Annotated in this window: 22 protein-coding genes; 16 read left to right on the forward strand and 6 right to left on the reverse strand. The window is 44.0% G+C overall.

Translation table 11 applies throughout. From position 1 onward, the window contains the following. Positions 1-83: 83 nt before the first annotated feature. Positions 84-2,408: a penicillin acylase family protein gene (locus ACVBJC_RS09480; RefSeq protein ID WP_447160624.1), complete on the reverse strand. Its 2,325-nt coding sequence runs from the start codon at positions 2,406-2,408 to the stop codon at positions 84-86. A gap of 202 nt (positions 2,409-2,610) precedes the next feature. Between ACVBJC_RS09480 and ACVBJC_RS09485 the strand changes: the two genes are divergently transcribed. The 4 genes from ACVBJC_RS09485 (at position 2,611) to ACVBJC_RS09500 (ending at position 8,909) form a co-directional block, all read left to right on the forward strand. Then, the gene (locus ACVBJC_RS09485; protein WP_447160625.1) at positions 2,611-2,862 is read left to right on the forward strand and encodes a hypothetical protein; all 252 of its coding nucleotides are present in this window, start codon (positions 2,611-2,613) and stop codon (positions 2,860-2,862) included. 168 nt (positions 2,863-3,030) lie between these two features. Next, entirely contained in the window at positions 3,031-4,377 is a 1,347-nt protein-coding gene (locus ACVBJC_RS09490; RefSeq protein WP_447160626.1) for a DEAD/DEAH box helicase, read from the forward strand. A gap of 462 nt (positions 4,378-4,839) precedes the next feature. Next, positions 4,840-6,153 carry a hypothetical protein gene (locus tag ACVBJC_RS09495; protein WP_447160627.1) on the forward strand — a complete coding sequence of 438 codons (1,314 nt, stop codon included), beginning with the start codon at positions 4,840-4,842 and terminating at the stop codon, positions 6,151-6,153. 476 nt (positions 6,154-6,629) lie between these two features. Then, positions 6,630-8,909, forward strand: coding sequence for a TonB-dependent hemoglobin/transferrin/lactoferrin family receptor (locus ACVBJC_RS09500; protein ID WP_447160628.1), 2,280 nt, complete (start codon positions 6,630-6,632; stop codon positions 8,907-8,909). Between the two features lie 92 nt (positions 8,910-9,001). Here ACVBJC_RS09500 and ACVBJC_RS09505 read toward each other — a convergent pair whose 3' ends face one another. After that, positions 9,002-9,943, reverse strand: coding sequence for a choice-of-anchor H family protein (locus tag ACVBJC_RS09505; RefSeq protein WP_447160629.1), 942 nt, complete (start codon positions 9,941-9,943; stop codon positions 9,002-9,004). Positions 9,944-10,484: 541 nt separating this feature from the next. On the opposite strand from ACVBJC_RS09505, the gene ACVBJC_RS09510 reads away from it, so the two are divergent. From ACVBJC_RS09510 to ACVBJC_RS09550, 9 genes are all read left to right on the forward strand, one after another. Next, positions 10,485-11,072, forward strand: coding sequence for a NapC/NirT family cytochrome c (locus ACVBJC_RS09510; protein WP_447160630.1), 588 nt, complete (start codon positions 10,485-10,487; stop codon positions 11,070-11,072). Positions 11,073-11,140: 68 nt separating this feature from the next. Beyond that, on the forward strand, positions 11,141-11,302 hold the full coding sequence (locus ACVBJC_RS09515; RefSeq protein ID WP_447160631.1) for a periplasmic nitrate reductase, NapE protein: 162 nt from the start codon (positions 11,141-11,143) through the stop codon (positions 11,300-11,302). A gap of 11 nt (positions 11,303-11,313) precedes the next feature. Then, the gene (locus tag ACVBJC_RS09520) at positions 11,314-11,568 is read left to right on the forward strand and encodes a chaperone NapD (protein WP_447160632.1); all 255 of its coding nucleotides are present in this window, start codon (positions 11,314-11,316) and stop codon (positions 11,566-11,568) included. Positions 11,569-11,573: 5 nt separating this feature from the next. Further along, positions 11,574-14,063, forward strand: a complete 2,490-nt coding sequence (napA, locus tag ACVBJC_RS09525) for a nitrate reductase catalytic subunit NapA (RefSeq protein WP_447160656.1) — start codon at positions 11,574-11,576, stop codon at positions 14,061-14,063. A gap of 11 nt (positions 14,064-14,074) precedes the next feature. After that, a complete protein-coding gene (locus tag ACVBJC_RS09530; RefSeq protein ID WP_447160633.1) occupies positions 14,075-14,578 on the forward strand; it encodes a nitrate reductase cytochrome c-type subunit in 504 nt (167 codons plus the stop codon). Between the two features lie 437 nt (positions 14,579-15,015). Further along, positions 15,016-15,336 carry a PepSY domain-containing protein gene (locus tag ACVBJC_RS09535; protein ID WP_447160634.1) on the forward strand — a complete coding sequence of 107 codons (321 nt, stop codon included), beginning with the start codon at positions 15,016-15,018 and terminating at the stop codon, positions 15,334-15,336. A gap of 57 nt (positions 15,337-15,393) precedes the next feature. Continuing rightward, the gene (locus ACVBJC_RS09540; protein ID WP_447160635.1) at positions 15,394-16,083 is read left to right on the forward strand and encodes a response regulator transcription factor; all 690 of its coding nucleotides are present in this window, start codon (positions 15,394-15,396) and stop codon (positions 16,081-16,083) included. A 4-nt stretch (positions 16,084-16,087) separates the two neighbouring features. Then, positions 16,088-17,635, forward strand: a complete 1,548-nt coding sequence (locus ACVBJC_RS09545; RefSeq protein WP_447160636.1) for an ATP-binding protein — start codon at positions 16,088-16,090, stop codon at positions 17,633-17,635. 103 nt (positions 17,636-17,738) lie between these two features. Continuing rightward, complete coding sequence (locus ACVBJC_RS09550; protein WP_447160637.1) at positions 17,739-19,130, forward strand: DUF3300 domain-containing protein; 1,392 nt, start codon at positions 17,739-17,741, stop codon at positions 19,128-19,130. A gap of 128 nt (positions 19,131-19,258) precedes the next feature. Here ACVBJC_RS09550 and ACVBJC_RS09555 read toward each other — a convergent pair whose 3' ends face one another. Further along, the gene (locus ACVBJC_RS09555) at positions 19,259-20,713 is read right to left on the reverse strand and encodes a protein kinase (RefSeq protein ID WP_447160657.1); all 1,455 of its coding nucleotides are present in this window, start codon (positions 20,711-20,713) and stop codon (positions 19,259-19,261) included. Positions 20,714-20,921: 208 nt separating this feature from the next. Here ACVBJC_RS09555 and ACVBJC_RS09560 point away from each other — a divergent pair, with 208 nt between their 5' ends. Next, entirely contained in the window at positions 20,922-22,241 is a 1,320-nt protein-coding gene (locus tag ACVBJC_RS09560; RefSeq protein WP_447160638.1) for an ABC1 kinase family protein, read from the forward strand. Here ACVBJC_RS09560 and ACVBJC_RS09565 read toward each other — a convergent pair. Then, on the reverse strand, positions 22,228-22,953 hold the full coding sequence (locus ACVBJC_RS09565) for a DUF599 domain-containing protein (protein ID WP_447160639.1): 726 nt from the start codon (positions 22,951-22,953) through the stop codon (positions 22,228-22,230). The two genes, ACVBJC_RS09560 and ACVBJC_RS09565, sit on opposite strands and share 14 nt — an antisense overlap. Positions 22,954-23,073: 120 nt before the next feature. Beyond that, positions 23,074-23,268, reverse strand: coding sequence for a pleiotropic regulatory protein RsmS (gene rsmS / locus ACVBJC_RS09570; protein WP_447160640.1), 195 nt, complete (start codon positions 23,266-23,268; stop codon positions 23,074-23,076). Between the two features lie 190 nt (positions 23,269-23,458). Between rsmS and ACVBJC_RS09575 the strand changes: the two genes are divergently transcribed. Continuing rightward, a complete protein-coding gene (locus tag ACVBJC_RS09575) occupies positions 23,459-23,686 on the forward strand; it encodes a hypothetical protein (RefSeq protein ID WP_447160641.1) in 228 nt (75 codons plus the stop codon). Between the two features lie 210 nt (positions 23,687-23,896). Here ACVBJC_RS09575 and ACVBJC_RS09580 read toward each other — a convergent pair whose 3' ends face one another. Next, entirely contained in the window at positions 23,897-24,667 is a 771-nt protein-coding gene (locus tag ACVBJC_RS09580) for an ABC transporter permease (protein WP_447160642.1), read from the reverse strand. Positions 24,668-24,853: 186 nt separating this feature from the next. Between ACVBJC_RS09580 and pepT the strand changes: the two genes are divergently transcribed. Beyond that, positions 24,854-26,077: a peptidase T gene (gene pepT, locus ACVBJC_RS09585; RefSeq protein WP_447160643.1), complete on the forward strand. Its 1,224-nt coding sequence runs from the start codon at positions 24,854-24,856 to the stop codon at positions 26,075-26,077. Positions 26,078-26,154: the final 77 nt, after the last annotated feature.

The raw sequence follows: 26,154 nt of genomic DNA on the forward strand, positions 1-26,154 counted from the left end.
CGACAACACTCAGTAAAAAACTCCCGATAAGACTCCTCAACAAAGAGCTTTATCGGAAGTCATGCTTACCATATGGCAAGTCGCTACTCGTTAACCTGCTTTGCTAAGGGCGTTATTTGCAATTGATGAATAATCTCACCGGGTAACAAAGGGGTACTTTGTTGGCTCACATATTCGTCAAAACCTGCACGATAGAAATCGGATAACGGATGCCCAGATTGCCCACCTGGAATTGTCATAATCCCATTTCCCTCATCACCCGCCTGTACGATAAAGCGCTGCGACGCACCAAATGACGCCCCTTGCACTGCTGGCATAAAGCTGTCGCCAAAGCCTGCAACTACCGGCATATCGAGCAATGCGCTTAGACTTGGGATCTGTTTAGAAAACGGATGCTGGATCTTCAGCTGGTTTACCTTTCCCCAGGCTAAGTCAGCCATATCGCCGCTATTACTGTCACTGTCACTATGTTTAGCCAGAAGCTTCGCCTTACTCTGCAAATACATATCCGTTATGTATGATGACCAATCATCTTGTCCCTGAGGTAACCAGCTTTGCGCTTGGGAATGAATTAGCTGCCACATACCTGGCTCTAAATAACGTTTAATCGGCGATAAACTCAGGTCATATTTAGCCAGTTCTGTTTCCAATGGCGCAAAAGTGCTATCAATTAATTGGCTACGAAAATTACGCACTAAGCTATAACCCACAGAGTCAGCGCAGGCACAAGCCTGCCATGATTTCAAATAAGCAATATCTTCAGCAAAACGCTCAGGTTGCAAAGTGAGTTCATTGAGTAACAACTGATGCCAGTCTTGCAAAAATCGCGCTTGATTATCGAGCTGTAGCTGATAAAAGTCCTTCACAGAAAAATCTTCAGTCTCAAATAATCGGTCTCGTATTTGCGTGCTGCGAGCCCCAAGAGCATAACCACCGTCACCAAGACGTTGATGTTCTTGAACAGATACGACTCGAGAGTTACCTGTCCATAATCGGTTATTTTCAGGGTTGATCAGCTGTGGCAATGCAACACTCTGTTGTAACCAATTCAGGTTCTGAAAAGCTGAAGTCGCGATTGCGACATTACTTGGGTTAGTCCTTGATGGGAACGCCCCGGTTGGTTTCCAGGCCGCGCTCCCCGCGTTATCCACCAACAACATATTTTGTACTGGGATCCCCATGTTATTGGCCACCTCAATACCTTGTTCAACGCTGTTAATACCGTCTAACTCAATTAGATCCATGTCTACCGCATAGTCGCTATGACCCACCCATGATAATGCGTACCTTTGGTCACCCATCTCTTGAACTGGACCATAAGGCGAGATTTGAACGGTGTAACTCACCTCTGAATCGGGTAAAGCAATTATTTCATTTTCCAGATAGATAGGCGTTTGCTCATCAATCGCCACCCAATCGGCAGTGTCGATATAGGCGTTAGTAAAGCCCCATGCCACCTTACCATTACTGCCAACGACAATAGCGGGAGCCCCCGGCAATGATACGCCGGTCACTTGCACATTTTCGCCGGCTTTTTGATAGTTCAGTTGGGCGCGATACCAGATGATGGGCACAGCAAAAGACAGGTGCATGTCATCAGAGAGCATAGCGTTGCCGTTCGCGGTCAACTCACCTGTCACCGCCCAGTTATTACTGCCAATATCCAATGGCTCGGCAATTTCTATATGCTTGGCTTGAGTGAGTAGCTTTTTAGCTAGCGTAGGGACGGGTATGTCAGCTAGTGCAAATTGACTGCCATCTAGCGCCGCTTGATATTGGCTAGGCTGAATGAGAAAATCCACCATATCACGACCAAAAAGTACCTGAATTTGAGTTAAGGCTAAATCACGCTTAATCGTGTTGCCTTGTAAATCCAGATACATGCTGTAAATAACCAGCAAGCTGTCGGCTGGCACCCAAGATCTCGGCGTTGCGCCCGTCACTATGTATTCGAATGATTCAAGAGATTGCGCAGCAAGTGCATCGTTCACCCCCTGAGCATATGTGGTCAGTACGTTTAAGTGCTCAGCATCCAAGTTGCTAATAATCAGCTCGGCGCGTTTACGCAGTTGATGAAAACGACGACGCTTATCTAAATCTAATGCTTTTTCGCCGAAGATCTCCGCTAGCTCACCGGCAGAGTTTCTTCGCAGCAGATCCATTTGAAAGAACCTATCTTGCCCATGAGCGTAGCCTAAGCCATAGGCTGCATCTTGTCGGTCACTGGCATGAACAACTGCGGTGCCAAGCCTATCGCGCCCAAGAGTCACAGTTTGCTTAACGCTATCACTGGTCACACTTTTATCGAGTGCGGGTAAGCTCAAAGATAACGAGAGGTACACACCCCCCAAGGCGGCTACGGCAGCTGACGAGGTGCCAATAAGTGCTATTTTTATTATTTTATGCATTTAGCTATTCCCTGCGCTATATTCCCTGCGCGATTAAAGTAAGCTTTTTCCTATCATAAACGCCGTTACAAAAATGTTAAACAAGCATTTGAGTTTTATCCACACCGATAACCAAAGCAGCACGTCTTACTCATTTACCCCGATGAAGGTAATTTATGGCAAAATAGCCTCGCCCCTTTAAATGCTATTAGTAGAAATTAATATGGCTAAACCCAATAAAAAAGGTCCAACACAAACAGTCGAAATCTTTTGCGCAAAATGTAAAGCTCAACTGTTTAAGTATCGAAAAGGCGGAAAAGGGACGCTGGTAAAATGTTTCAAAGAACGCATCGTCGAGGACTTCACTCAAACGCCTTGCCAATGCCCTAATTGCGAGCAGCTATTCGCTCGAGATACACTTATCCGCGGTGCGCCTGCATTTAAAATGATTGGCGGCAAGGTCACGATGAAATAAGCAAAGTGGCAGTTCATCAAGCAAAAAGTTAAATATCAGAATTAATCAATTCGCGCCCAACTTCAAACATACTGTTATAATGGTTTGCAGCAACACCGTTATCGGCGAAATTCATCGCCATAACCGCTAACCATATTGATATCTATCAGACACCTAATTGAGACTCGCATGCCGTTTTCTAAGCTTGGATTAAGCACTCCCATCGTTAAAGCCGTTACTGAGCAAGGCTACACTAGCCCGACTCCGATTCAAGCTAAGACTATTCCCGTTATTTTAAGTCAGCGTAACCTGATTGCGGCAGCGCAAACCGGTACCGGTAAAACGGCCAGCTTTGTACTGCCAATCTTAGAGATGCTAAGCCAAGCCGAGACTCAACGTAAAAAGCGTATTCGTGCGCTGATTTTAACCCCAACCCGTGAGCTTGCGGTGCAGGTTGAAGACAACATTAGCCAATATGGTAAGCACCTAAATCTAACCTCAATGGCCATGTACGGTGGCGTTGATTCAAAGCCGCAACGTCAGGGCTTAATTGATGGTGTCGATATCTTGGTTGCCACGCCGGGTCGCCTACTCGATATGTACACCCAGCGCGCGATTCATTTCGACGAGCTAGAAATCCTCGTGCTTGATGAAGCTGACAGAATGCTTGATATGGGCTTTATTGAAGACATCAATAAGATCATCGAAAAGCTGCCTGTAGATAGACAAACGCTGCTATTTTCAGCAACCCTATCTAGACAAGTCAAAGAGCTGGCAAGGGCTACGATTAATAGACCTATCGAAATTTCTGTCACTCATAACACTGACAACAAGCCTAAAATTGAACAGTGGTTAGTTACCGTTGATAAAGACAAAAAATCTGCGCTACTGAGCCATTTAATTCAAGAGAATAACTGGCAACAGGCGCTTATTTTTATCGAAACAAAACAGGGTGCCGCTAAGCTTGTTAGCCAACTTGAAAAACGTGGCATTGTTGCAGAATGTATTCATGGCGGCCGTAGCCAGGAGATCCGTGAGCAAATCCTTGCAGACTTTAAATCCGGCAAAATTGGTTTATTAATCGCAACAGGAATTGCGGCACGTGGATTAGATATCGATGAGCTGCCACTGGTGATTAACTACGACCTGCCTTACCCTGCTGATGATTATATTCACCGTATTGGTCGTACCGGACGAGCTGGCGCCAGTGGTCAAGCCGTTGCGTTAGTCTCAAAAGATGACTTTAAGAATTTATGTATGATTGAAAGCCGTTTAGGCCATTTGATTGAGCGTAGAGAAATTGAAGGCTTTGCGCCAAGAAAAGAAGTTCCGATTTCAATTTTAAATTTTAAACCTAAGAGCAAACAACTTGCTGTTGGTGATAAAGCGCCGCGTAAAGAGGCTAATTCTAAAGATGTTAGCTCTAAAGGCGCTAGATCGAAAGATGCGAGGCATTCAGACACTAAGCCAAGCCATAACGATAAAGCAGACCAAAACAAGAGTAATAAACTACCGCCAAACCCTTGGAATTTATAGACTACTTCTGCCAGTACTTCTGCCAGTACTTCTGCCAGCACTCCTGTCAGTATTATTAGCTCAATACAACTGAAGTTATCGGTTTAGCAGTAAGCATACAAGCAAAAAGGGTTTAGCAGCAGCTAAGCCCTTTTTTAATATCAGCTAATACTTATTAAAAATAGTACTCATAAACAATTTCATTTTAAACAAGAGTACTCAGGCATAGTAATACTTATACGTAATAATACTCAGCCATAGTAAAACGCTATCAAGCCTCCTAGCTATCAGCCTGCGCCCTATGCCAAAAAACCATACTGTACTACTCGTACTAACAAACCATACTGTCCCGCCCGAGCTATAAACCTCATGCTATTAAACTCATGCTATAAACACTGTGCCCAACAACCATTTGTTAACCACGGCAACTATTTGTTAACCTAGTGAACTATATAATGTTTAACCGGTTCCCCTAGGAGCATCATGCTTGCATTTATGCAGAAGAACACTTCAAGACCACGCCTGCTTATCGCCGCCATCGTATTAACCGGCTTACTGGCTATCAGTGTTTTTTTTGCCATTAAGGATCGGCAATCGCCTCAATTAGCACCGGGCTCAATTTTGATATTACCCGTTAGTGTTGAGTTAAATGCTCTTGAATTAGATAGCCTTGAGTTAAATAGCCCTGAACTAGATAGCCTTGAGTTAAATGCTCTTGAATTAGATAGCCTTGAGTTAAATAGCCCTGAGTTAGAGAGTGATAACAATGACTGGCAAGCCTATGCACAAATGGAGCAAGTGATATTAGCCCTTGGCACCTCAGCTCAGTATCCGGTGCTCCAGGTTGAAGATGTAATATCGATGCTGTCACAAGCGGAAAGCTATATTCAAGACCCAGAACCTATCGATCTTAATCGGCTTTTTACTCTTTCAGGTAGCAGCTTGATTGTCGAAAGCTCGCTGTCATTGGAAGCAAAGCAGTATCGACTTCAATACCGTTTTTTGAGCGCTAAAAAAGTGATTACAGGCTCAATCAAAGGCGCTTCAATCTCTGCTGTCCAAAAAGAACTCGCTGAACGTATACAAGACTTTGCAGGACAGCCTTTTAGCCAGAATGCACAGCGCCAGCAAGCTTGGTTTAGCAACCCCCAACTCATCAATGCGCTAGAACAGATCCAATACGCACAACTTGACGATGCACAATCGAGCCTTAATGAGCTGTTAGCACAATCTCCTAATAATCTTATTGCCATAAGGCGACTGGCCGAACTAATCATGGCTCAAAGTGAAGAGCTAGATGATAAGGGGGCACAAGAAAAGTTAGCTATAAGCAAGCAGTGGCTTGATCGTGGGATCAGCGCTGCCAATGACACCAACAATCAACGCCAGCTGGCGCGATTAAAGTTCGCATTAGCACAAAACAAGCTTAAAAATGGTGAGCTTGAACTGGCAATTAGTGAGCTTTCACAAGCAAGAATATTAGCCGCCAATACCCAGGATTGGCTATATTTAGGCTATATTTCTAACTGGTCTGGACATATTTATCAGCGACTAAATCGCTATAAAAATGCCAATGCACAATATCAGCTTTCATTCGATTACCAGCAAAAAGTAGGTTACCCAGCAGGCCAAGTTGCAGCACTTAACAACTTAGCTAAGCTGCAGATGTTGCAGCACAATTATAGCCTCGCCTATAAAGCGATAAAGCAATCCGTAGCCATAGTGACCCAAAGAGATTTGAGTCAGCTTCGCGAGCCAACATTTACACTATTAGCGCAAATAGAAGATAAGCTTTAACTTTAGCGCCGTTTAAATGGCCGGCATAACAAGCCGTTATCAAGCTATCACCAACAGTATCGCAAGCAAACAAATCACACTTAAACACTTGATTTTAAGCAGATATAAACTACAAAACATCAACAGGATCACGCTTCAAGACCTAAATACTCTAAGCTCGCACTGCAGCTGGGGGGATAAATCCGCAAACACTAAATCATCCGGTTAAGGAATGTTGACCCCTTAAGGTGTCAAGCCCGCCCAAGCCGTAACAAATCAATACACCTGTTAATAATAGTGACGCTTGCGAGCAATAACTAGCCAGTTGATTTTTATCATAAATAGATAAATGTGATCAACTTTAAAAATTTGTTTTTTTATCAGATAAAGCAGGGAAATTAGCTCACTCTAAACAAGACCCTACCTAAATTAGAGTATAAAATGTCGCCCGCTAAAGAGAATCATTCTCATTTTGTTGTAATCAGTTAAGGTGCGTCATGAATAAGCTCAAAGTTAGTGTACTGGCGATAGCTGTCAGTACGGTACTCAATGCCCAGGCTCAAGAAGCTGTAGTGGAATCAAAGTCAAGCCCAGAAACGAGTGCACAAAAGCATGAAGTGATCGTTATTTCTGGCTCTCGTATGGAGCAAGATATCGAGCAGGTTGCTGGCTCTATTTTGGTCATTGATGAAGATACCATTGAAAAAAGCATGAGTAATGACTTTGGCAGCCTATTTAGAAATGAATCGGCTATTGGCGTTAAAGGCGGTGCAGGTAAACCGACCACAGTGACCATTCGTGGTATCGGCGGCAACCGCGTGATGATGGTTAAAGACGGTGTGCGCGTTAACAACCAGTACGCCTCACCATTAGGCCCTGGCGCTGAAGGTACTGGCCGCGGCCTTACTGAAGTACAAAGCCTAAAACAAGTGGAAGTGGTTAAGGCCGCCGCCTCGACCATGTATGGTTCTGACGCACTAGGCGGCGTAGTGGTTATGCGCACCAAAGATGCTAGCGATTACCTAATGGGTGATGACTATTATGTGTCGCTTAATACTGGCTATGCGGGGATCAACAACGAATACAGTGCAGGTTTTACCAGTGCAGCAGCTTATGGCGGCTTTGAAAACCTGCTGACTTATCAGCACCGCAAAGGCGAAGAACTGCCAAACTTCTATGACACTCAACCAGACAGTGATCTAGTGCAAGACAGTGTGCTGTTTAAGAGTAAGTACCACTTCAATGACTACACCTCTGTGCAGTTGACCTTAGATTATCTAGAGCAGACCCTTAAGCGCTGGGAATACGATTTTGATAAAGACAATGCGCTTGAAGAAAATATCGATACCGACCGAGACACTCAAGTCATTAATGGTGCCGTGCAGCTGGTGTCTGACAAGCCAACCCAAATGCATGATACGCTGACGGTAACCGCCTATTTTGGCCAAACCGAGCAATTAGAGCACAGAGACTACTTTGAATGGAATAAAGCTGAAACTGTTTACGGTTTGAGTGAAGTTCGCGACTACAGCTTTGAAGATCAGCGTATAGGTCTTAACAGCACCTTTAGTAAGTATGTTGGCGGCGACAACTATGGTCATCAGATCACCTATGGTTTGGACTACGAGTTTTCGACCATGTCTCGTCATCGCGAGGTCAACGACCCGCAAACAGGCGAAACAAATACGCCATTTACCTTTGCCACTACCGACAGCCAGCGCCTAGGTATTTTTATGCAGGATGATGTCACTCTACTTGATGGCGATTTGAATTTAATTGCGGGTTTGCGTTATGACTATTTCCGCAATACCCCAGATCAACAACAAGCCGTTGACGCAGGTAAAGATGCCGCAGACTTCCAGAGCATGAGTGACAGTTTCTGGTCGCCTAAAGTGGGTTTAGTCTATCAATTATCAGACTCAGTCAGCGTCTATGGTCAGTATGCCTATGGCTACAAGATGCCAACGCCAGATCAAAAATGGGGTGAGTTAGAAGTCGATGCAGGCTCGATGACAGATGTGATTATTCAGGCTAACTATGACTTAGAGTCTGAGCAGTCTCATACCTGGGAAATCGGTGTTCGCGGTAATCACAGCGACACCCAATATGAACTGACAACATTCTACACGCTGGCCAAAGACTTTATTGACTGGCAGTATGTCAGCTTTAAACCTCCTGTGTTTATTCCTGGCTTCCCGCCAGTGATGGAGCCAATGGAGTTTAAGTACCAGTACTACAACCGCGATCAAGTAACCTTGTACGGCGCTGAAGCTCAAGTTAACCATTGGCTAACTGATAGCATTGAGCTATGGGGTAACATCTCATACACCTATGGTGAAGATGAAAACGGTGATTACCTTAATAGTGTCAGTCCGCTAAAAGGTAACGTAGGTGCTAATTGGTATACTGATATTGCTGATATGGAAGCAGATTTTGGTGCGGTAGTGCGCTGGGCGGATGATATGAGCCGTACCAATGATATCGAGCTAGCCGAGGAAGATATTTGTGCCATGGGCATGTGCATTCCTAAAGAGAAGTTTAATGAGGTGTACGGTACGCCTGGTTATGCGGTTATGGATCTCACCTTTGGTTTAAGAATTAACGACAGCTGGAAACTACGTGCTGGCGTTTATAACCTATTTGATAAAGAGTATATCGATTACGCCGATGTTGCAGGCCAATCGGTATTCTTACTCGGCGCAAGTATGGGCCTTGAAAAAGAAGACTTTACTCAACCAGGTCGCTACTTCAACGTGAGTGTGAACTATCAGTTCTAACCCTAGTTTAATGATATAGCACGAATAAAAAATGCAGCCTTGGCTGCATTTTTGTTCATTCCCTTTAAATCATCTAAGCCTGTTGCCACTGACTAAAACTGACAACTGCGCGAGTATCGTCTTATCGCAAGTAAACTAAATAGTGCTAATAACAAACCCACTGATACACTTCCGCCATAGTAATCCTCTTCGATATACACATCATCCCTATCGCTACTCTCTAATGGCAAAGCATATAAGCTATCAAAATCGTTCGAGCTCACGGTCGCCACTATGTCACCGTAACCGACTTCATAGAGATCAATTAACACATCGTAATAATCAGTTCGGTAACCAAAATCCAGCCTGGTTAGCACCTCAAAATCATCATCGGTGGCATCACCATAAATACTAAAAATGTCTGTGGTGTAGTAATGCTCCCACGGCCCACCATTGCGACTTAGATATAACTCAGCAAACACATCCGCCCGTTCATTGACATAGCTCCCCTGCACATCGGCATCAAACGTCACACTAAAGGTCTGATAAAAACCGTCATAATCGTTATCAATAAACAAACGGCTATAGGCATCGTAGATATAAAAATCTCGGTAGATGCCATTTGCAAATTGCTTAACCGAACCGCTCTTTACTAGGCTCTGCTGCGCCTGAGCCGCCTTATCGATATGGGACTGGATGATTAGTTCTCTGCTCAACTCTCGCATCTGCTTTTCAGGGCTAGCTCCCCCTTTTGCTTGCAACGCCTGTTCTGCTAGCACTTGCTTAGCTCTTTGGGCATCTAGCTGACTGATTTGCTGCTCAGATAAGCTGTTAGAGTTGTTTATTACTTCAGCCTCTGCCGAAACAGTTTTAGCAACCGAGACACTTTTCGGCTGCGAAAGCAGGCTCATATCCGAACTGGCACTAGCAGGTAGCATGAACATCATAGGGAGCATTAACAGTGCAAGTTGAGCTACTCGCGCCAACGTGCATTTTTGCTCACTTATATGAGTTGTATCTGTTGTATGAGTTGTATGAGTTTGTTTTGTGTTCATCTTCACCTCGAAGTTCTTTCTTAATGAGGCCATTAGAGTCCACAGAGTGTGAACACAAGCTGAACGTTAAAAATCGTAATGATTCGACTTCTAACCTAGAAAATAAAATTGTTTAGTTTGAGCAGTAAATACAGGGAAAGTAAGGCAACATCTTATAGCACTAATCTCACCACGAAGCGCTTCGCTTTCACGGAGGTAACGGAGGTAAAGATGAAGAGCTTAAGCCAATATCTCAAAGCAGAAACCAAGATATTATCATTAAAAGCATACGTTGGCTTGTGTAGCGCCACGCTACCACAAGCACCGCCATTAATCCCAAGCCCCTGTGGTTGCAATGTATGTCAGTAGTTTGATGCTCCTAAGATTGAGGTGAACTATCAGATACTGGCTAGCGTATTTTCTTCCATACCCAAAAGCTTATTTTCCTTTACCTAATATACCTAATCTCATATTCAGCGAATAAAAACTGATATTTGCACTAACATTAAACAATTAGTATCAGGTAATACGCAAAAAAAATGGCAATACAAAAGGAAACCTAATGGCTAAGTTAAAACAGTATTTAGTTAAAATTTGGCATCTAATGAAAAGACCGAGCGTACATTATAGTGTTGCTTTTCTTGTGTTAGGTGGCTTTGTTGCTGGTGTGATTTTCTGGACAGCTTTCAACAAAGGTTTGGATATGACAAGTACAGAAGAATTTTGTAGCAGCTGCCACCAAAACGTATACGAAGAGATGGCGCTAACAGCTCACTTTACTAACGCCAGTGGCGTTACCGCAGAGTGCCATGATTGTCATGTTCCCCATAACTGGACAGATAAGATTGCCAGAAAAATGCAAGCCTCGAGAGAAATATGGGGCTACCTCACGGGTGCTATTAATACCCAAGAAAAATTTGAAGCTAAGCGACGTGAAATGGCTGAACATGAATGGGTAAGGTTGCAAGCTAACAACTCTCAGGAATGTCGCAATTGTCATAACCTCAATTCTATGGATATCACTTTGCAGTCTCCGCGCGCTGCCAATATGCATTCTACCTACCTGCTAACAGGTGAGAAAACCTGTATTAATTGCCACAAAGGTATTGCCCACAACTTACCAGACATGAAAGGTGTTGATGGTTTTTAGCGCTGCGAAAAAAGCATTTAGTACAACAAATTCTATGGATTAGGTTACTCACCTTAACTGGAGGACACATGAATACAAATGATAGCCATGACAAAGGGCAAGAGTTAACAGTGGTTTTCTTGCTGGCAGTGGTAATCGGTCCACTAGCGACATCAATATTAATTTCAATCTATGGCTTTATTGTGTGGTTTAGCCAAATTCTAACGAGTCCACCAGGTCCAACTTTTTAAGAGTGAACGCTATGGAACAGGAATTTCATGTAACAAGCATGGTTGTGCAAGTAAGGCCCGCTCAAATGTCGCAAGTTAAACAGACAATTGCACTAATGGATGCCGCTGAAATAGCGGTAAGCAATGAAATGAAGCTTGTTGTTGTACTTGAAGGAGACAGTCAACGCACCCTAATGAAGAGCATAGAAATGATAAATGGTCTCCCAGGGGTGTTATCTGCTGCTATGGTTTATCAACAAAGCGAAATACTGGAAGAGGGTGAATAATGAAGATGAATCGACGCCAATTTATCAAAGCGAATGCCGCCTTGTCAGCTGCCAGCGTGGCTGGGCTCGCCTTACCCAGTAGCGCTAGTAATTTAATCACGAGTACAGAAAAAACCAAGATTGAATGGAACAAAGCTCCTTGTCGATTTTGTGGTACAGGTTGTTCCGTCATTGTAGGTACAAAGGACGGTAAAGTTGTAGCCACCCATGGAGACGAAAAAAGCGAAGTTAACAGAGGCCTCAACTGTATCAAAGGCTATTTTCTTTCAAAAATAATGTATGCCGATGATCGACTACAAACACCCATGCTAAAAATGAAAGATGGCAAACATAACAAAAACGGTGAGTTTACCCCTATAACCTGGGATGCCGCTTTTGACATTATGGCTGCAAAGTGGAAAAAAACACTGAAAGAGAAAGGGCCTACTGCCGTTGGTATGTTTGGTTCTGGTCAATGGACTGTGTGGGAGGGATATGCCGCAGTTAAATTGATGAAGGCAGGGCTTTGTTCAAATAACTTAGAATCTAACGCTCGTCATTGTATGGCCTCTGCTGTAGGTGGCTTTATGCGTACCTTTGGTATCGATGAACCTATGGGTTGTTATGATGATATCGAAGCCGCAGATGCATTTGTGTTATGGGGTTCAAACATGGCCGAAATGCACCCTATTCTATGGTCCCGCTTAACAGATAGACGACTTGGTCATGACCATGTAAAAGTTAACGTGCTATCGACCTTTGTAAATCGCTCATTCGAACTGGCTGATATGGATATTATTTTTACTCCACAAACTGATTTAGCCATTCTGAACTTTATAGCGAACTACATTATTCAAAATAACAAAGTTAACTGGGACTTTGTAAATAAACACGTGAACTTTCGAAAAGGTGAAGTCGATATTGGTTATGGCTTACGCCCTACTAATCCACTACAGGTCAATGCTAAAAATGCCGATAAGGCCAATGACTCAACCCCTATCGATTTTGATGAATTTAAAGCATTTGTTGCTGAGTATAATGTGCAATCGGTAAGTGAGTTATCTGGCGTACCTGAAGAAAAATTAATTACCCTCGCAGAGCAATATGCCGACCCAAATATCAAAGTGATGTCTTTCTGGACCATGGGATTTAATCAGCATACTCGAGGAGTATGGTGTAACAACCTCATTTACAACATTCACTTGCTGGTTGGTAAAATATCGACCCCAGGCAATAGCCCATTCTCATTAACCGGGCAACCATCAGCTTGTGGTACAAGCCGTGAAGTCGGTACCTTCTGTAATCGTTTACCAGCAGACCTTGTCGTCAACAAAGCTAGCGACCGCGCTAGAGCAGAAGAAATCTGGAAAATTCCAAGTGGGGTTATTCCACCTAAGCCGGGGTTTAACGCTGTTGAGCAAAATCGAAAGCTCAAAGATGGCGAATTAAATATGTACTGGATCCAGGCCAATAACAATTTACAAGCAGCAGCAAACCTAAATGAAGAAAGTCTACCCGGTTACCTTAACCCTGAAAACTTCATTGTAGTATCTGATGTTTACCCTACGGTAACGACCCAAATTGCAGATTTAGTCTTACCTGCTGCTATGTGGGTTGAAAAGGAAGGGGCGTATGGTAACGCCGAACGTCGAACCCAGTTTTGGCGACAAATGGTCAAAGCGCCGGGTGAAGCACGCTCGGATCTGTGGCAACTAATGGAGTTTTCAAAGCGATTTACTACTGATGAAGTTTGGCCTAAAGAGGTACTTGCTAAACATCCTGAGTTTAAGAGTAAGACCATTTTTGAAGTGTTATTTAAAAACGGTAATGTGGATCAATACCCAGAAGATTCGCTTAATCCAAATTACCTTAATGATGAATCACATTACTTTGGGTTTAATGTACAAAGAGGAATGTTCGAAGAATATGCAACATTTGGACGCGGCCATGCCCATGATCTTGCTCCCTTTGAAGATTACCATAAAGCCCATGGTTTACAGTGGCCAGTAGTTAAAGGTAAGCAAACCAAATGGCGCTTTAGAGAAGGCACAGATCCTTATGTCAAACCAGGCAGTGGCTTTGATTTTTATGGCCATGCCGATGGCAAAGCGGTTATTTTTGCTCAACCTTATGAGCCTCCAGCAGAGTCACCAGATAATGAATATGACATGTGGCTATCGACCGGTCGCGTACTTGAGCATTGGCATACCGGTTCAATGACACAAAGGGTGCCGGAGTTGTATCGAGCCTTTCCCGATGCGCTGTGCTTTATGAACCCAACAGATGCTAAAAATCGCGGTTTACGTCGTGGCGATGAGGTGAAAATAATCTCCCGGCGCGGTGAAATGAAATCTAGAGTCGAAACTCGTGGACGAAACAAAATGCCACTGGGTATGGTTTACGTGCCATTTTTCGATGCAAGTCAGTTAATCAATAAAGTGACCTTAGATGCTACAGATCCAATTTCTAAGGAAACTGATTACAAAAAATGTGCAGTGAAAGTACTCAAGGCATAAGGAACAACATGATGAAAACAGTGATCCAATTATCTTTGTTAATAATGCTTAGTTTGCCTCTATTGCATGCTTCAGCAAATGATAGTAATGCCAAAACTATCGCTGTTGATCAGATGGCAACACTGAGAAAGGCACCAATTAATGTCGAACCCACTCCACCTAATATGCCTAAAGTGATTAACTTGGATATAAAGGAGATGAGAAATTACCCTATGCAGCCTCCAGTGATCCCACATAAAATTGATCATTATCAGGTTAATCTTAATGTAAATAAATGCATGTCCTGCCACGCTCGTAAACGTACCCGCATGTCACAAGCACCAATGGTGAGTGTGACCCACTTTAAGAGTTGGGATGGCAACTTTTTAGCGGAGTTGTCACCTACACGTTATTTCTGTAGCCAATGCCATGTGGTTCAAACTGATGCAAAATTACTTGTACCGAACAATTTTGTTGATATGGATAGCTTAGTGAAAGAAGAAGACAAGGTTATCGATACGCAATCGAGTAAGTAACGACATACACTAATCCTCCCCCGAAAAGTAGCAACAGTTTCGATAGGGGGCATTGATGGAAGCAAGGGTGAAGTCCATTTTTATGGACTTTATGAGCGAGAGCCTCCGACGGCGAACGGGTCGTTAAACAAGGTGTTGTTGATCAGGCAATTCTTTAACATCCAGACATCTCTGCATTCTTCATAAATAAATAGAAGGAGTAGAACAGCCGATAGAGCTGATTCAAGAAAGCCATTTTATAGCCAATCTACCTGTAGCCAACCTGCCACATTCAGCCAGCGTTCATCTAACCTTATGTATATCTATGCACTAACTTGGCATAGACAGGATAATTCTAGGCTTATGGCTATCTAGGCTTTGGCTTAACATAGGCAAGCTAATGACTAATCGAATAGGATCTTTTAAACTGGCTGTATCTCAACCCTTTGGTACCTTTAATGAAAACTGCTTTATCTATCATATTGCTCTCGCTCTCACTATTAGCCGCACAGCCTGCTGCGGCGAGTACTGTGCATGCCGTCACATCTATGATGTCGGTCTCTATGAAGGCCAATAGTAATCAGCAGCAGAAATTAAAAGTTCGCAGCAAAGAGCAGGCTGTACAGTTGGCGAAACGCCAGTATCGCGGCAAAGTGCTGAAGGTGCAGTCTAGCCGGGTTAATGGCAATCCAGGTTATAGCGTAAAGCTACTATCGAATGACGGTGTGGTTTTTTATGTCAACGTCGATGCCAAAACAGGCCGTGTTTCTCGCAACTAACTTTAGGCTATTGCTTGCAACGTTTTATTATCGAGCCGTACAACAAGGAGCCAGACCATGAGATTGTTATTAGTTGAAGATGATTTAGAGCTGCAATCAAACCTTAAGCAGCACCTTATCGAGGCCAATTACACCGTCGATACTGCCGATGACGGCGAGATAGGGCTATTTCAGGGCCGCGAATATAATTACGATGCAGCGATAATCGATGTAGGCTTACCTAAACTTGATGGTATTGCGCTGATTACTCAGTTAAGAGCACTTGAGATTGGCTTTCCTATTCTTATTTTGACCGCCCGCGATAGCTGGCAAGATAAGGTTGAAGGCTTAGATGCTGGCGCCGATGATTACCTCACTAAACCCTTTCATCCTGAAGAGCTCGTCGCGCGTTTAAAAGCCCTTATCCGCCGCTCTGCAGGTAAAGCCAGCCCTATTATCACCAATGGCCCCTTTAGCCTGAACACCAGTAGCCTTGAGATTATAAAATCAGGCGAGGTGATCACGCTCAGCAGTTCTGAGTACAAGCTGTTTGAATACTTGATGCTACATATTGGCGAAGTGAAATCAAAAACGGTGCTAACAGAGCATATTTACGACCAAGATTTTGACTTGGACTCTAACGTCATTGAGGTGTTTATTCGGCGCTTACGCAAAAAGCTCGACCCTGATAATCAAATAGGTCTTATCGAAACCCTTCGTGGCCAAGGTTATCGTCTTGTGTCACTCGATGACGACGCGAAACAGTAAGCCAATGATTAACCTCAAGCGCTTGCCCACTGTAATGCACTCTTTAAAGGCACGTCTTATCGTCAGCGCCATGCTGCTGAGTTTAGTCTTGATCCCTATCGTGGGCTTAACCCTAAACGATGCGTTTAAATTGCAGGTCAAGAGTGCCTCGGTCAAAGAGCTGAAAGCCTACGTTTATTCTATCTTGGCGGTGACCGAAGTCGACAATCAGCAACTGTTTATGCCAGAAGTGTTATTGGAAAATCAGTTTAACGTGATCCAGTCTGGCCTGTACGCCTTAATCACTATTCCCGAAGGCCTACAACAGACACTCACATCGGCATCCACATCGACAAGTGACCATAAACAAGACTCTAGCTTCGATGCTAAATTTGTTAAGCCTGAAACCCTAAAGCCGGCAAGCGATCAGAATATCGCCGAGCAACAAGTCACAGCCGGAACAGAGGTCGCTTGGCGATCTAACTCATTGCTTGGCATCGACCTCACTTCGGCAATCACCACTGCGGTTCATACTGACCCGGCCTTTCCACAACCAGAAAAAGGCCAAGGCCAGTTCAGTGAGATTATGCTTAATGGCGAACCTCATTTGGTCTATGGCTTTAGTGCGAGTTTCGAAACCCAGCAAATTGATAAGCACGGGGATGAGCAGATCACCCGTTTTCCTGTCACGATTTATATCATTAAAGATCAAAGTGACTACCAGCTACAGGTTAATGAGTTTAATCAGCAACTTTGGCACTGGTTATTGATCTTGATGGCCGCCCTGCTTTCAATTCAAATGTTATGGCTATGGTGGACACTAAAACCCCTCACTCGTTTACAAAATGAATTAGCCGCGATTGAAAACGGTAAAGCCGATCACTTAAATGATAACTATCCCACCGAACTCAGTGCCGTTGCCAAGCAGCTCAACACCCTGCTCAATACTGAGCAAAATCAACGTAAACGCTATCGTAATGCCTTAGCTGACTTGGCCCACAGCCTAAAAACACCGCTGGCGGTTATTCAAAGTCAGAAAGATTTAAGTCCACAATCATTCGAGCAGATATCTCATATCAATCGCATAATCGGCCACCAGCTCAAACGAGCGCAATCGGCAGCAGGCTCTGCCTGGCACTTAGGCGTAGAGGTGGCTGAAGTCTCAGATAAACTGGTGCGCAACCTGCCCAAAATATACTGCCAGCCAGCAATCACTATCAATCAAGATGTCGACAGAAGCGCCGTCTTTAAAGGCGATTCCAGCGATTTGACTGAGATTCTAGGTAACCTGCTGGATAACGCCTGTAAGGCCGCAACCTGCCAAGTGTTATTAACAGTAAAGTCTGTCGACTCTTGCTTAGTTATCGATATCGAAGATGATGGTAAAGGGATCGATGAGGCGCTGCATTCACAAATATTTGAGCGTGGCATTCGCGCCGACTCTTACCAGCAAGGTCATGGTATAGGTCTGGCAATTGTGCGCGACTTAGTCGATAGCTATCAAGGCCAACTCATTGTCGGCCAGTCGGCCAAACTCGGTGGTGCTCAATTCGAGCTGCGCTTTAACAGCTAATTTAACGGCACTCATCTAACGGCTCTAATCTACCCGCTTTTTGGCTTTCAGCTTCTGTTCATCTTGGATTTTTTATACTGATGCTAACGTATAAGGAGAGCATATGAACAGATTCAAAAAATGGCGCTGGCTATTTGTCATCACACTTGTCATTGCAATGCCTTTGATGATGTCTGCCGCCACAGTCAACGCACAAGATCACGACGCCGAGCGCGCTCAATATACTGAAAGTCAGTACAGTGAGGGCCAGTTAGCGCAAATGCTTGCGCCTATCGCCCTATATCCCGATAGTTTGCTTACTCACATTTTGATTGCCGCGACCTATCCATTAGAGGTGCTGCAAGCTCATCGCTGGCAACAGTCTCACCAACATTTAAGCAGCCAAAAGCAGATAGACAAGGCGCAAGATAAAGACTGGGATCCCAGTGTGGTCGCGCTTATCGCCTTTCCTAATGTGCTACAAAAGCTCAGTGAAGATCTCAATTGGACCCAGTCTATTGGTGATGCCTTTTTACAAGATGAAGCACAGGTTTTAGACAGTATTCAAACTCTGAGACAGCAAGCTGATAATGCCAACAGTCTTGAGCAGATGGATAATATGCAGGTCACTCGGGTGAATAATCAGATAGTGATTGAGCCGGTGAGAAAAGAAATTGTTTATGTGCCTTACTATGACCCAAGATCAGTTTACGGTTATTGGCGCTGGTATAACTATCCGCCAGTCTATTGGGCGGTTTATCCTGGATATATCAGACCCAGTTACGGCCACTTTTATTGGCGCGCGGGTGTACATATCAGCTTTAACTATTATTTTAGTGCATTCCATTGGCACAAACGCCAGGTTGTGGTGGTACATCACCATAATTCGCACCGATATCGTCATCACGGCCGTATCGTAACCAGCCATGGTGCAAAACGCTGGGCCCACAAGCCTCAGCATCGACGCGGTGTGGCTTACAGTAATAATGCGCTTAGGCACAAATATAACAGCCATCATCCTAGTCGCGCTCAGAGTAAAGCGTTACGACGAAACGATAGCAAGCATGTGGCCAACAACATGGTAAACAGCCGTGAGCGGAATAACAGCCATGAGCGTGTAAACAGCCATGAGCGTGTAAACAGCCATGAGCGGATCAATCGTCATGATCCAATTAAGAACCATGACCGCATTAAAAATCAGATGCAAAACAAAAGCCGTGAGCGCGTGCAAACTCACCAGCAGAACACCCATAAACGTGAACAGCAGATGCGCACTAAGCTACAACCCAGCTCAAAGGCAGACAGCCGACACAATATATCAACAAACAGTCGGCCCCAACATGCTGCGACCAAGGTTCTGCAACCAAGAGTCAATAAAAGCCATACCACTAAGCCGCGACCCGCCCCTAGTAGCCATGCATCTAGAGGCAATTCGCCAAGGAACGACTCGCCAAGGAACGACTCGCCAAGGAGCAATTCAACAAGGAATAACCAGCACAAACCAAGGAAAAATTAAGCTATCACATCACTAGCGACATAAAAAACGTCGTCAATCGATGGCATTTTTTATTTACAAACAAATACTTAACGTTAAGTTTTTGCTATTTATGTACTATGCACCTAGATGCTTAGAGAATAAGATAATTAGATGCTTAGACATTGCTCGCGCTCAAGCAGCTCGGTGCATTGCAGTAGTCGCGTATCAATCTCTTTAAAGCGTGGACGTAAGCCGATGCTGGGCTGTAAACATGCGAGTTTTAACTGCAACAGCTGGGCAAGAATCGCTTCACTGCTGTCTAGTTTAGATTGTGAGCCTGTTTTTACTGGTAAGCATTGCCCAAGTAAATCCTCTATTAGGCACCCTAAGGCTCGCACTTCAATTGCTTCCATCGCTTCTTGTTGCAGTAAAGGCAATTGGCTTAAATTGGTCGCAGCGCCAAAATCACCAAATAGGATCTCAGCGTTATCATTGTACATAGTGTTATGGGCGTAGATATCACCATGACTCACTTGGTTATGGTGCAGATGAGTTAGGCCTGATGCCATCTGTTTCAAGATAAGCAATATCTGTTTTAGTTCAAATTGAGTGCCAGCAGTGAAGGTGTCTCGCGTGCAAGTATCCAGTGATGGCGGCAGGCCTAAGTTTTGATAGTGACTAGGAATAAGCTCCATCACTAAACCAGAGCGTTCAGCTTGACTAAGCTGGGCTACAACCTTAATGAGATTGTGATGGTGCCCAGCCTGTAAGCAATTAGCTAACTCATCTTTGGGGTAACCATCGCTAGTGACCTCGCCTTTAAATATTTTAACGGCAATATCAACTGGAGTAGCTGTTAACGCTGCTGGTTGCTTAAGCCATTTAGCGCGGTAAATAACGCCCGACGCACCTTGGCCAATAACCTCTTTAAGTTCAATATCATCAAGACTCACACTAGGCATAGTGACAACAGCTAAGCCTGGTTCATTGATTAAGCCAGATTTATTGACTAAGCCAGTTCCACTCACTAAGCCCGACTCTGCCACTAAGGCTTGTGGCTGCGGTTTTAACGGACTTCCGTCAAGCGCTAACCAGCTTAGGGATGGCAACTGAAATAACCAATCTGGCAACGACTTAAAGGCATTAGCCGATAGGCGAGCTAATTCTAGTTTGGTGCATTTGGCCATACTCACAGGTAAAGCCGTCAGCTTATTGCCCGCCAAAGCTAACTTTTGTAATCGATGTAAACGCCCCATATCCTCAGGTAAAGATTCGAGCTGATTGTCGGTTAAAATAAGCCAGCGGGTATTTTCTGGTAAGGCCTTTTCTGGCAGGCGTTTTAAATTGTTCGACTTAAAGCTGATCATTTCCAGCTTAGGGCACTGTGCAAGTACCTGTGGCACAGATTCAAAGCTGTTATTGGTGAGAAACAAAATCTTTAATTGATGCAAATCACTTAAATTATCAGGCAACTCACACAGTTTGTTGTCAGATAAATCAAGTACCTCCAAACTATCTGCGAGGGAAAAAATCGCTGCTGGAAACTGTGTTAAGCCTTCAGAGATCTGTAGGCGTTTAATTCCCTTTAACTGGCCAGAGGTTAACTGCTCAATGGTGTGCAAAATCTTGTTCCTAATTGCCGCTGAAAAATAGCCCGCAATACTATACGATTCACGGGCATAGAGAAAGGCATGCATAAACCAATCTGCCTCAATGTGTTTGGCTATCGGTTCAATGATCCATACTCGCTTTATCGCGTATTGACAGAGCGTATTGATATAACATTGTATTTTGACTTAACCCTACTCCACTTTGGATAAAGGCCTACAGATGAAAAAATCCCAAACAGCTAAAGTCCCCAGTAGTCGGCTATCGCGACTCACCTCCTTAGGCGGTTTAGCGTCGCGATTAGCGGGAAGTATTGCTGTCGAGGGCGCCAAAAAACTGAGTCAGGGTCAATCACCTAAGTTACAAGATTTAGTGCTAACACCGACAAATATTGGCCATATTGCCGATAAGCTTGCTCAGATGAGAGGAGCGGCCATGAAAGTCGGCCAAATGCTGTCTATGGATTCTGGCGAGCTAATGCCAAAAGAGCTGAGTGCTTTGTTAGCAAGGCTAAGATCTGACGCCAAAATCATGCCCCATAAACAACTCGTCGCCGTGTTAAAACAAAACTGGGGAGAAGATTGGTTAGCACCTTTAGCACATTTCGAATTACGTCCATTTGCAGCGGCGTCAATCGGTCAGGTACATCAAGCAACCCTCGCAAATGGCAACAAACTTGCGGTAAAAGTCCAGTATCCCGGGATCCGTAATAGTATTGATAGCGATATCGACAACGTCGCAGCTCTGCTGCGTATATCGCAATTAATCCCTCAAGGTCTACAGTTTGAGGCATTACTATTAGAAGCTAAAAAACAGTTACATATTGAGGCCGATTACCACGCCGAGCTCACCATGTTAAAACGCTACAAACGCCTTATTGCCGATGAAGAGACATTTGTGTTGCCATCAACCTATGATGAATTATGCACGGCAGACATTCTGGTTATGGACTTTATCGAAGCACAGAGCATTGAGTCTGTAGCGAACTTAAGCCAAGGCGTGCGCAATAGGGTTGCCAGTGAGCTGCTAAGGCTGTTTTTTAGAGAATTATTTGAATTTAAGCTGGTGCAAACAGACCCTAACTTTGCCAATTTTCAGTATCAACACTCACAGCAGAAAATAGTGTTACTCGATTTTGGTGCCACCCGTGATATTCCGGCTCCGCTATCGGACAATTACAAACAGCTCATGAGTGCAGCCAAAGTTAATAACAGAGAGTTAATGGAAGAGGCAGCCCAAAAGATTGGCTTCTTTCAAGAGGCCATTAGTGAACAGCAAAAAACGGTTATTCTAGATATTTTCTATCAAGCCTGTGAACCACTCAGAAGTGAGCAAGCCTATCATTTTGGCGACAGCACGCTCGCGACACGGATCAAAGCGGCGGGTATGTCGATGAGCACAAAAGCTGACAAATGGCATACCCCGCCTGCCGATGCGATTTTCGTTCATCGAAAATTAGCGGGTATTTACTTACTTGCTTCAAAACTCGATGCACAGGTTGATGTTAAATCCATTTTCGAAGCCGCTATTAGGACACCTTAGCCCGATTATCTCGCTCGAGCTTTAACAGATCTTGGCCTTTGGTGATCGCAACAACAGCCTTTGATTTAAACTCGCGTAGGTAAAGGATAATGACAACCAAAATACTCGCGCAAATCAACACTAATGGATGATAGAACCAACACAGGGCTGCCATCGAAAAATAATAACAACGTAAACCATAATTATAAGAGTGTGCAGCTTGATCTTGTACCACAGCCATCTGCTTAGCGTAAGCACAAAGGTTTTCATTGTTCCCAAGCTTATCAACAGGCGCGGCTCCCACCATCACATTTAAAAAGCCATATTGACGCATTGACCAAGTAAATTCGAAAAAAGCCAACACAAAGATAAAGGTCAGCATACCTAGCTTGACTTGAACTAATGCATGATTTGGGGCGGCCGCAAACGGTATCGTTGCTATAACAGCCTCAAGTCGCTCAGCCTGAGCAAACAGGGTTAACACACCCGCGAGCACAAACATGGTGGTCGAGGCAAAAAAAGCGATATTGCGCTCAAGGTTTGCCAGCAGCGCCGCTTCACTAACTCGCACTTCTCGCTTTAGCAACTCATACATCCAGTGAATACGATGCTGATGCAAGCAGCGGGCAATACAGTTAGTGTTTTTAGCTTTGCGTTTGGCAAAGAGTGCATAGCCGACCCAGCTAGTTATAAAACAAAATAGTGCAAAAAGGTCGAGTAGCGAAATAGTCATGCTTGGGTCCGTCAAGAGGAAAACGCATCATAATTTAAATCTATCAGCAGCAGTAATAGCAGGGCTAAAGTCTGATAAATGGTTAATAGGTGTTAAATAGGCAAAAATCTAAATTAATATTTATTTTACTCGTTTTGCTTGTAGATCCTTTTTTACAATCTCTAACGCAGCCAATGCAACGTCAGTAGCAATCTGGTTATTCTCCAGTAGAAAGATAAGATCGACTGCGAGCTTTACTTCCTCAGGAGCCTTATCGAGCGCATTAATTGGCTTATTTTCACTCATGATTTTTAGATTCACGTTCTTCGATAACAATTAGCGCACCATTATACTCAGACAACCCCATAGCCTCAATTAAGAAACTTGATGTAGATCTTTAGTTTTGCACCAGAATATCTATTTGTCGTGGCTGTAGGGCTTTATTACCTCTGAAAGCCTAGATATACTCGGCGTTAGAAGACACAATCAATATTGTGAATAGTAAATACAAAGGTAAATAACTCCTATGGCAAAAATGGATTTCTCGGTGATCAATGACACCACAGCAAAATCTTTTATCGAACAAAAAAACCTTATTAAAAGAGTATTTAAAGGTAACACTGTTCTGTGCCCTGTGTGCAATCAAGCACTTGAAATGAAGCTACCAGTTAGGGGTCAAGAAGAGAGTGTTTCAGGTATTTGCTGCAAGAAAGGTTGTACGGATATAGAACTTGATATGGAGCTTGTGCTTTAGCACTGAGCGCTCTATTGCGGAAAATATGCTATTTGGGGATAGTATGCTTTTTCGAGCAGTACGCTTTTTAGAACAGTACTAGCTATCAGTAATAATGGCTGCCAACTTAAGATGTTGAGCAGCCATTTTTTATCTACTCGCCACGTTTTTGATAGTGGTAGTGATAGTGATAGTGATAAGCCCTGTGGCGCTGCGTTACCGCTTAGCCAGCTAAAGACTCACTCTCACTCGGCCTGTATGGGTAATAGCACTTCGAATACACAGCACAAGAGTGGTTGATACCGATATTGACAGGGTGACAAAAATCGCAACTGAAATCACTATCTGATACTTGATGGCGATTAACGGATCGACTCCCCCTAAAATCTGTCCCGTCATCATGCCGGGCAGCGTCACTAACCCCATGGTTGCCATTGAGGCCAAGATCGGTGCGAAAGATTGCTGCATCGCCATTTGCACAAATGGCAAGCTTGCCTGACTCGGTAAAGCGCCCAGCGCCAATGCACCTTGATATTCAGCCTTTCTATCATTAAAGGCTCCAAACAACCGCTGCAGCGCCACAATATTGCCGCTTAAACAGTTGCCCAGCAACATACCTGCGGTAGGAATTAAGAATTGCGCGGCATAAAGGGGCTCTGGCGATAATAGATAGACCATCATCAACCACAGTACAGGGAACATTCCCAAAGCTAAGCCTGATAAAACCGGAAAGTAGAGTAACTTCTTAGGTAACTTTGCTTTGCTGATAATCGCACTCGCTCCCACAAGTAACATCACCATTAGCCAAGCTAAATTGACCCAAAGATTATTGAGTATAAATAAATACTGTAGATACAAGCCCACCAGCACCAGCTGAGCAGTCATACGCAGCACCGCCCAAACCATATCAAAAGTGAGCGCTAGACGAAAATATCGACCTATCGCGATAGGGATCACTAGCACTAACATAAATAGGCCTAACTGCAGCCAACCTATATCCATCTCATTTTTCTCTAATCACTAAGCCCGTGCCACAATATAACTGAAATAGCGTTAATGACACTCAATTGTGGCGGTTATCCATAACGAAATATTCACCCATTAGGAAAAACTTGATCAATATCTAATGAATTCACTATTGCCCTTGTTAGACTCTGGTCACTTTTTGCTATTTTAGAAACCATGATTATGAAGCAGCAACTACTTGAGCGATTCTTAAGCTACGTCAGTTTTAATACTCAATCTGACGGCAATAGCCAAAGTGTACCTAGCACAGACAGCCAATTTGTTTTTGCACAACATCTTCGTCAAGAGCTTATTAGCCTTGGATTTGACGATGTGCAACTCTCTGACAAAGGCTACTTAACCGCAACGGTACCTAGCAACGTAGAAGGCGCTCCTTGCATCGGATTTATTGCGCATTTAGATACCGCTCCCGACTACAGCGGAGAAAATGTATCGCCGCAAATCATTGAAAAATATGATGGCAAAGAGATTCAATTAGGCCTTGAGGCTGTACTGTCGCCAGAGAAATTTACCAGTCTAAAGCAATATATCGGCCAAACCCTTATCACCACCGACGGCAACAGTTTACTCGGCGGAGACGACAAAGCTGGCATCACAGAGATCATCAGTGCATTGCACCACCTTGTAACTCACCCAGAGATCCCTCACGGTAAAATAAGACTTTGCTTCACCCCAGACGAAGAGATTGGCCGCGGCGCCGATCATTTTGATGTCGAGGGCTTTGGTGCCCAGTGGGCTTACACTGTTGACGGTGGTCAAGTTGGCGAGCTTGAATATGAAAACTTTAACGCTGCCACTGCAATAATCACCGCCACGGGAAACAACTGTCACCCCGGTACCGCCTATGGCGTGATGGTTAATGCCCAAACTATTGCGGCGCGTTTCCACGCAAAAATGCCGCTAAAAGATACACCGGAATACAGCCGAGACTATGATGGTTTCTTCCACCTACTTGGCATGGAAGGCGTTACCGAGAAAGCGACACTGACTTATATCATTCGAGATTTCGACTTTGCGCTTTTTGAGCAGAGAAAACGCTGGTTGGCTGAGGTTGTTGAAAAATATAATGCCGAGCTTGCTATCGGTAAATTAACCATAGATATTCAAGACTCCTACTTGAATATGAAACAACAAGTTTTACCCCACCCACATATTATCGATATCGCTAAACAAGCGATGCAAAACTTAAACATAGAACCCATTATTAAGCCGATTCGTGGTGGGACAGACGGCTCTCGCCTGTCATATATGGGCTTGCCTTGTCCAAATATATTTACTGGTGGGCATAACTTCCACGGCAAGCATGAATACCTGTGTCTTGAGTCGATGGAGCAAGCTAGCAAGACGATTATTGAAATCGCTAAGCTGACCGCATTACATAAATAGACGCGTCGCCAAGATCAAAATATAAAAGGCCTGTGATTACAGGCCTTTTGGTCAATCCGGTTAATCGCGCTATTTTC

It is taken from the genome of Shewanella sp. 0m-6 (assembly GCF_052977325.1).

What these genes read in the sequence shown, in the direction of transcription:
- ACVBJC_RS09545 (WP_447160636.1), top strand. Translation starts at nt 16,088, where the DNA reads ATGATTAACCTCAAGCGCTTGCCCACTGTAATGCACTCTTTAAAGGCA.
- ACVBJC_RS09565 (WP_447160639.1), bottom strand. Translation starts at nt 22,953, where the DNA reads ATGACTATTTCGCTACTCGACCTTTTTGCACTATTTTGTTTTATAACT.
- ACVBJC_RS09530 (WP_447160633.1), top strand. Translation starts at nt 14,075, where the DNA reads ATGAAAACAGTGATCCAATTATCTTTGTTAATAATGCTTAGTTTGCCT.
- ACVBJC_RS09540 (WP_447160635.1), top strand. Translation starts at nt 15,394, where the DNA reads ATGAGATTGTTATTAGTTGAAGATGATTTAGAGCTGCAATCAAACCTT.
- ACVBJC_RS09580 (WP_447160642.1), bottom strand. Translation starts at nt 24,667, where the DNA reads ATGGATATAGGTTGGCTGCAGTTAGGCCTATTTATGTTAGTGCTAGTG.
- ACVBJC_RS09515 (WP_447160631.1), top strand. Translation starts at nt 11,141, where the DNA reads ATGAATACAAATGATAGCCATGACAAAGGGCAAGAGTTAACAGTGGTT.
- ACVBJC_RS09535 (WP_447160634.1), top strand. Translation starts at nt 15,016, where the DNA reads ATGAAAACTGCTTTATCTATCATATTGCTCTCGCTCTCACTATTAGCC.
- ACVBJC_RS09500 (WP_447160628.1), top strand. Translation starts at nt 6,630, where the DNA reads ATGAATAAGCTCAAAGTTAGTGTACTGGCGATAGCTGTCAGTACGGTA.
- ACVBJC_RS09490 (WP_447160626.1), top strand. Translation starts at nt 3,031, where the DNA reads ATGCCGTTTTCTAAGCTTGGATTAAGCACTCCCATCGTTAAAGCCGTT.
- ACVBJC_RS09480 (WP_447160624.1), bottom strand. Translation starts at nt 2,408, where the DNA reads ATGCATAAAATAATAAAAATAGCACTTATTGGCACCTCGTCAGCTGCC.
- napA (WP_447160656.1), top strand. Translation starts at nt 11,574, where the DNA reads ATGAATCGACGCCAATTTATCAAAGCGAATGCCGCCTTGTCAGCTGCC.
- ACVBJC_RS09520 (WP_447160632.1), top strand. Translation starts at nt 11,314, where the DNA reads ATGGAACAGGAATTTCATGTAACAAGCATGGTTGTGCAAGTAAGGCCC.
- ACVBJC_RS09575 (WP_447160641.1), top strand. Translation starts at nt 23,459, where the DNA reads ATGGCAAAAATGGATTTCTCGGTGATCAATGACACCACAGCAAAATCT.
- ACVBJC_RS09560 (WP_447160638.1), top strand. Translation starts at nt 20,922, where the DNA reads ATGAAAAAATCCCAAACAGCTAAAGTCCCCAGTAGTCGGCTATCGCGA.
- ACVBJC_RS09510 (WP_447160630.1), top strand. Translation starts at nt 10,485, where the DNA reads ATGGCTAAGTTAAAACAGTATTTAGTTAAAATTTGGCATCTAATGAAA.
- ACVBJC_RS09505 (WP_447160629.1), bottom strand. Translation starts at nt 9,943, where the DNA reads ATGAACACAAAACAAACTCATACAACTCATACAACAGATACAACTCAT.
- ACVBJC_RS09550 (WP_447160637.1), top strand. Translation starts at nt 17,739, where the DNA reads ATGAACAGATTCAAAAAATGGCGCTGGCTATTTGTCATCACACTTGTC.
- ACVBJC_RS09485 (WP_447160625.1), top strand. Translation starts at nt 2,611, where the DNA reads ATGGCTAAACCCAATAAAAAAGGTCCAACACAAACAGTCGAAATCTTT.
- ACVBJC_RS09495 (WP_447160627.1), top strand. Translation starts at nt 4,840, where the DNA reads ATGCTTGCATTTATGCAGAAGAACACTTCAAGACCACGCCTGCTTATC.
- pepT (WP_447160643.1), top strand. Translation starts at nt 24,854, where the DNA reads ATGAAGCAGCAACTACTTGAGCGATTCTTAAGCTACGTCAGTTTTAAT.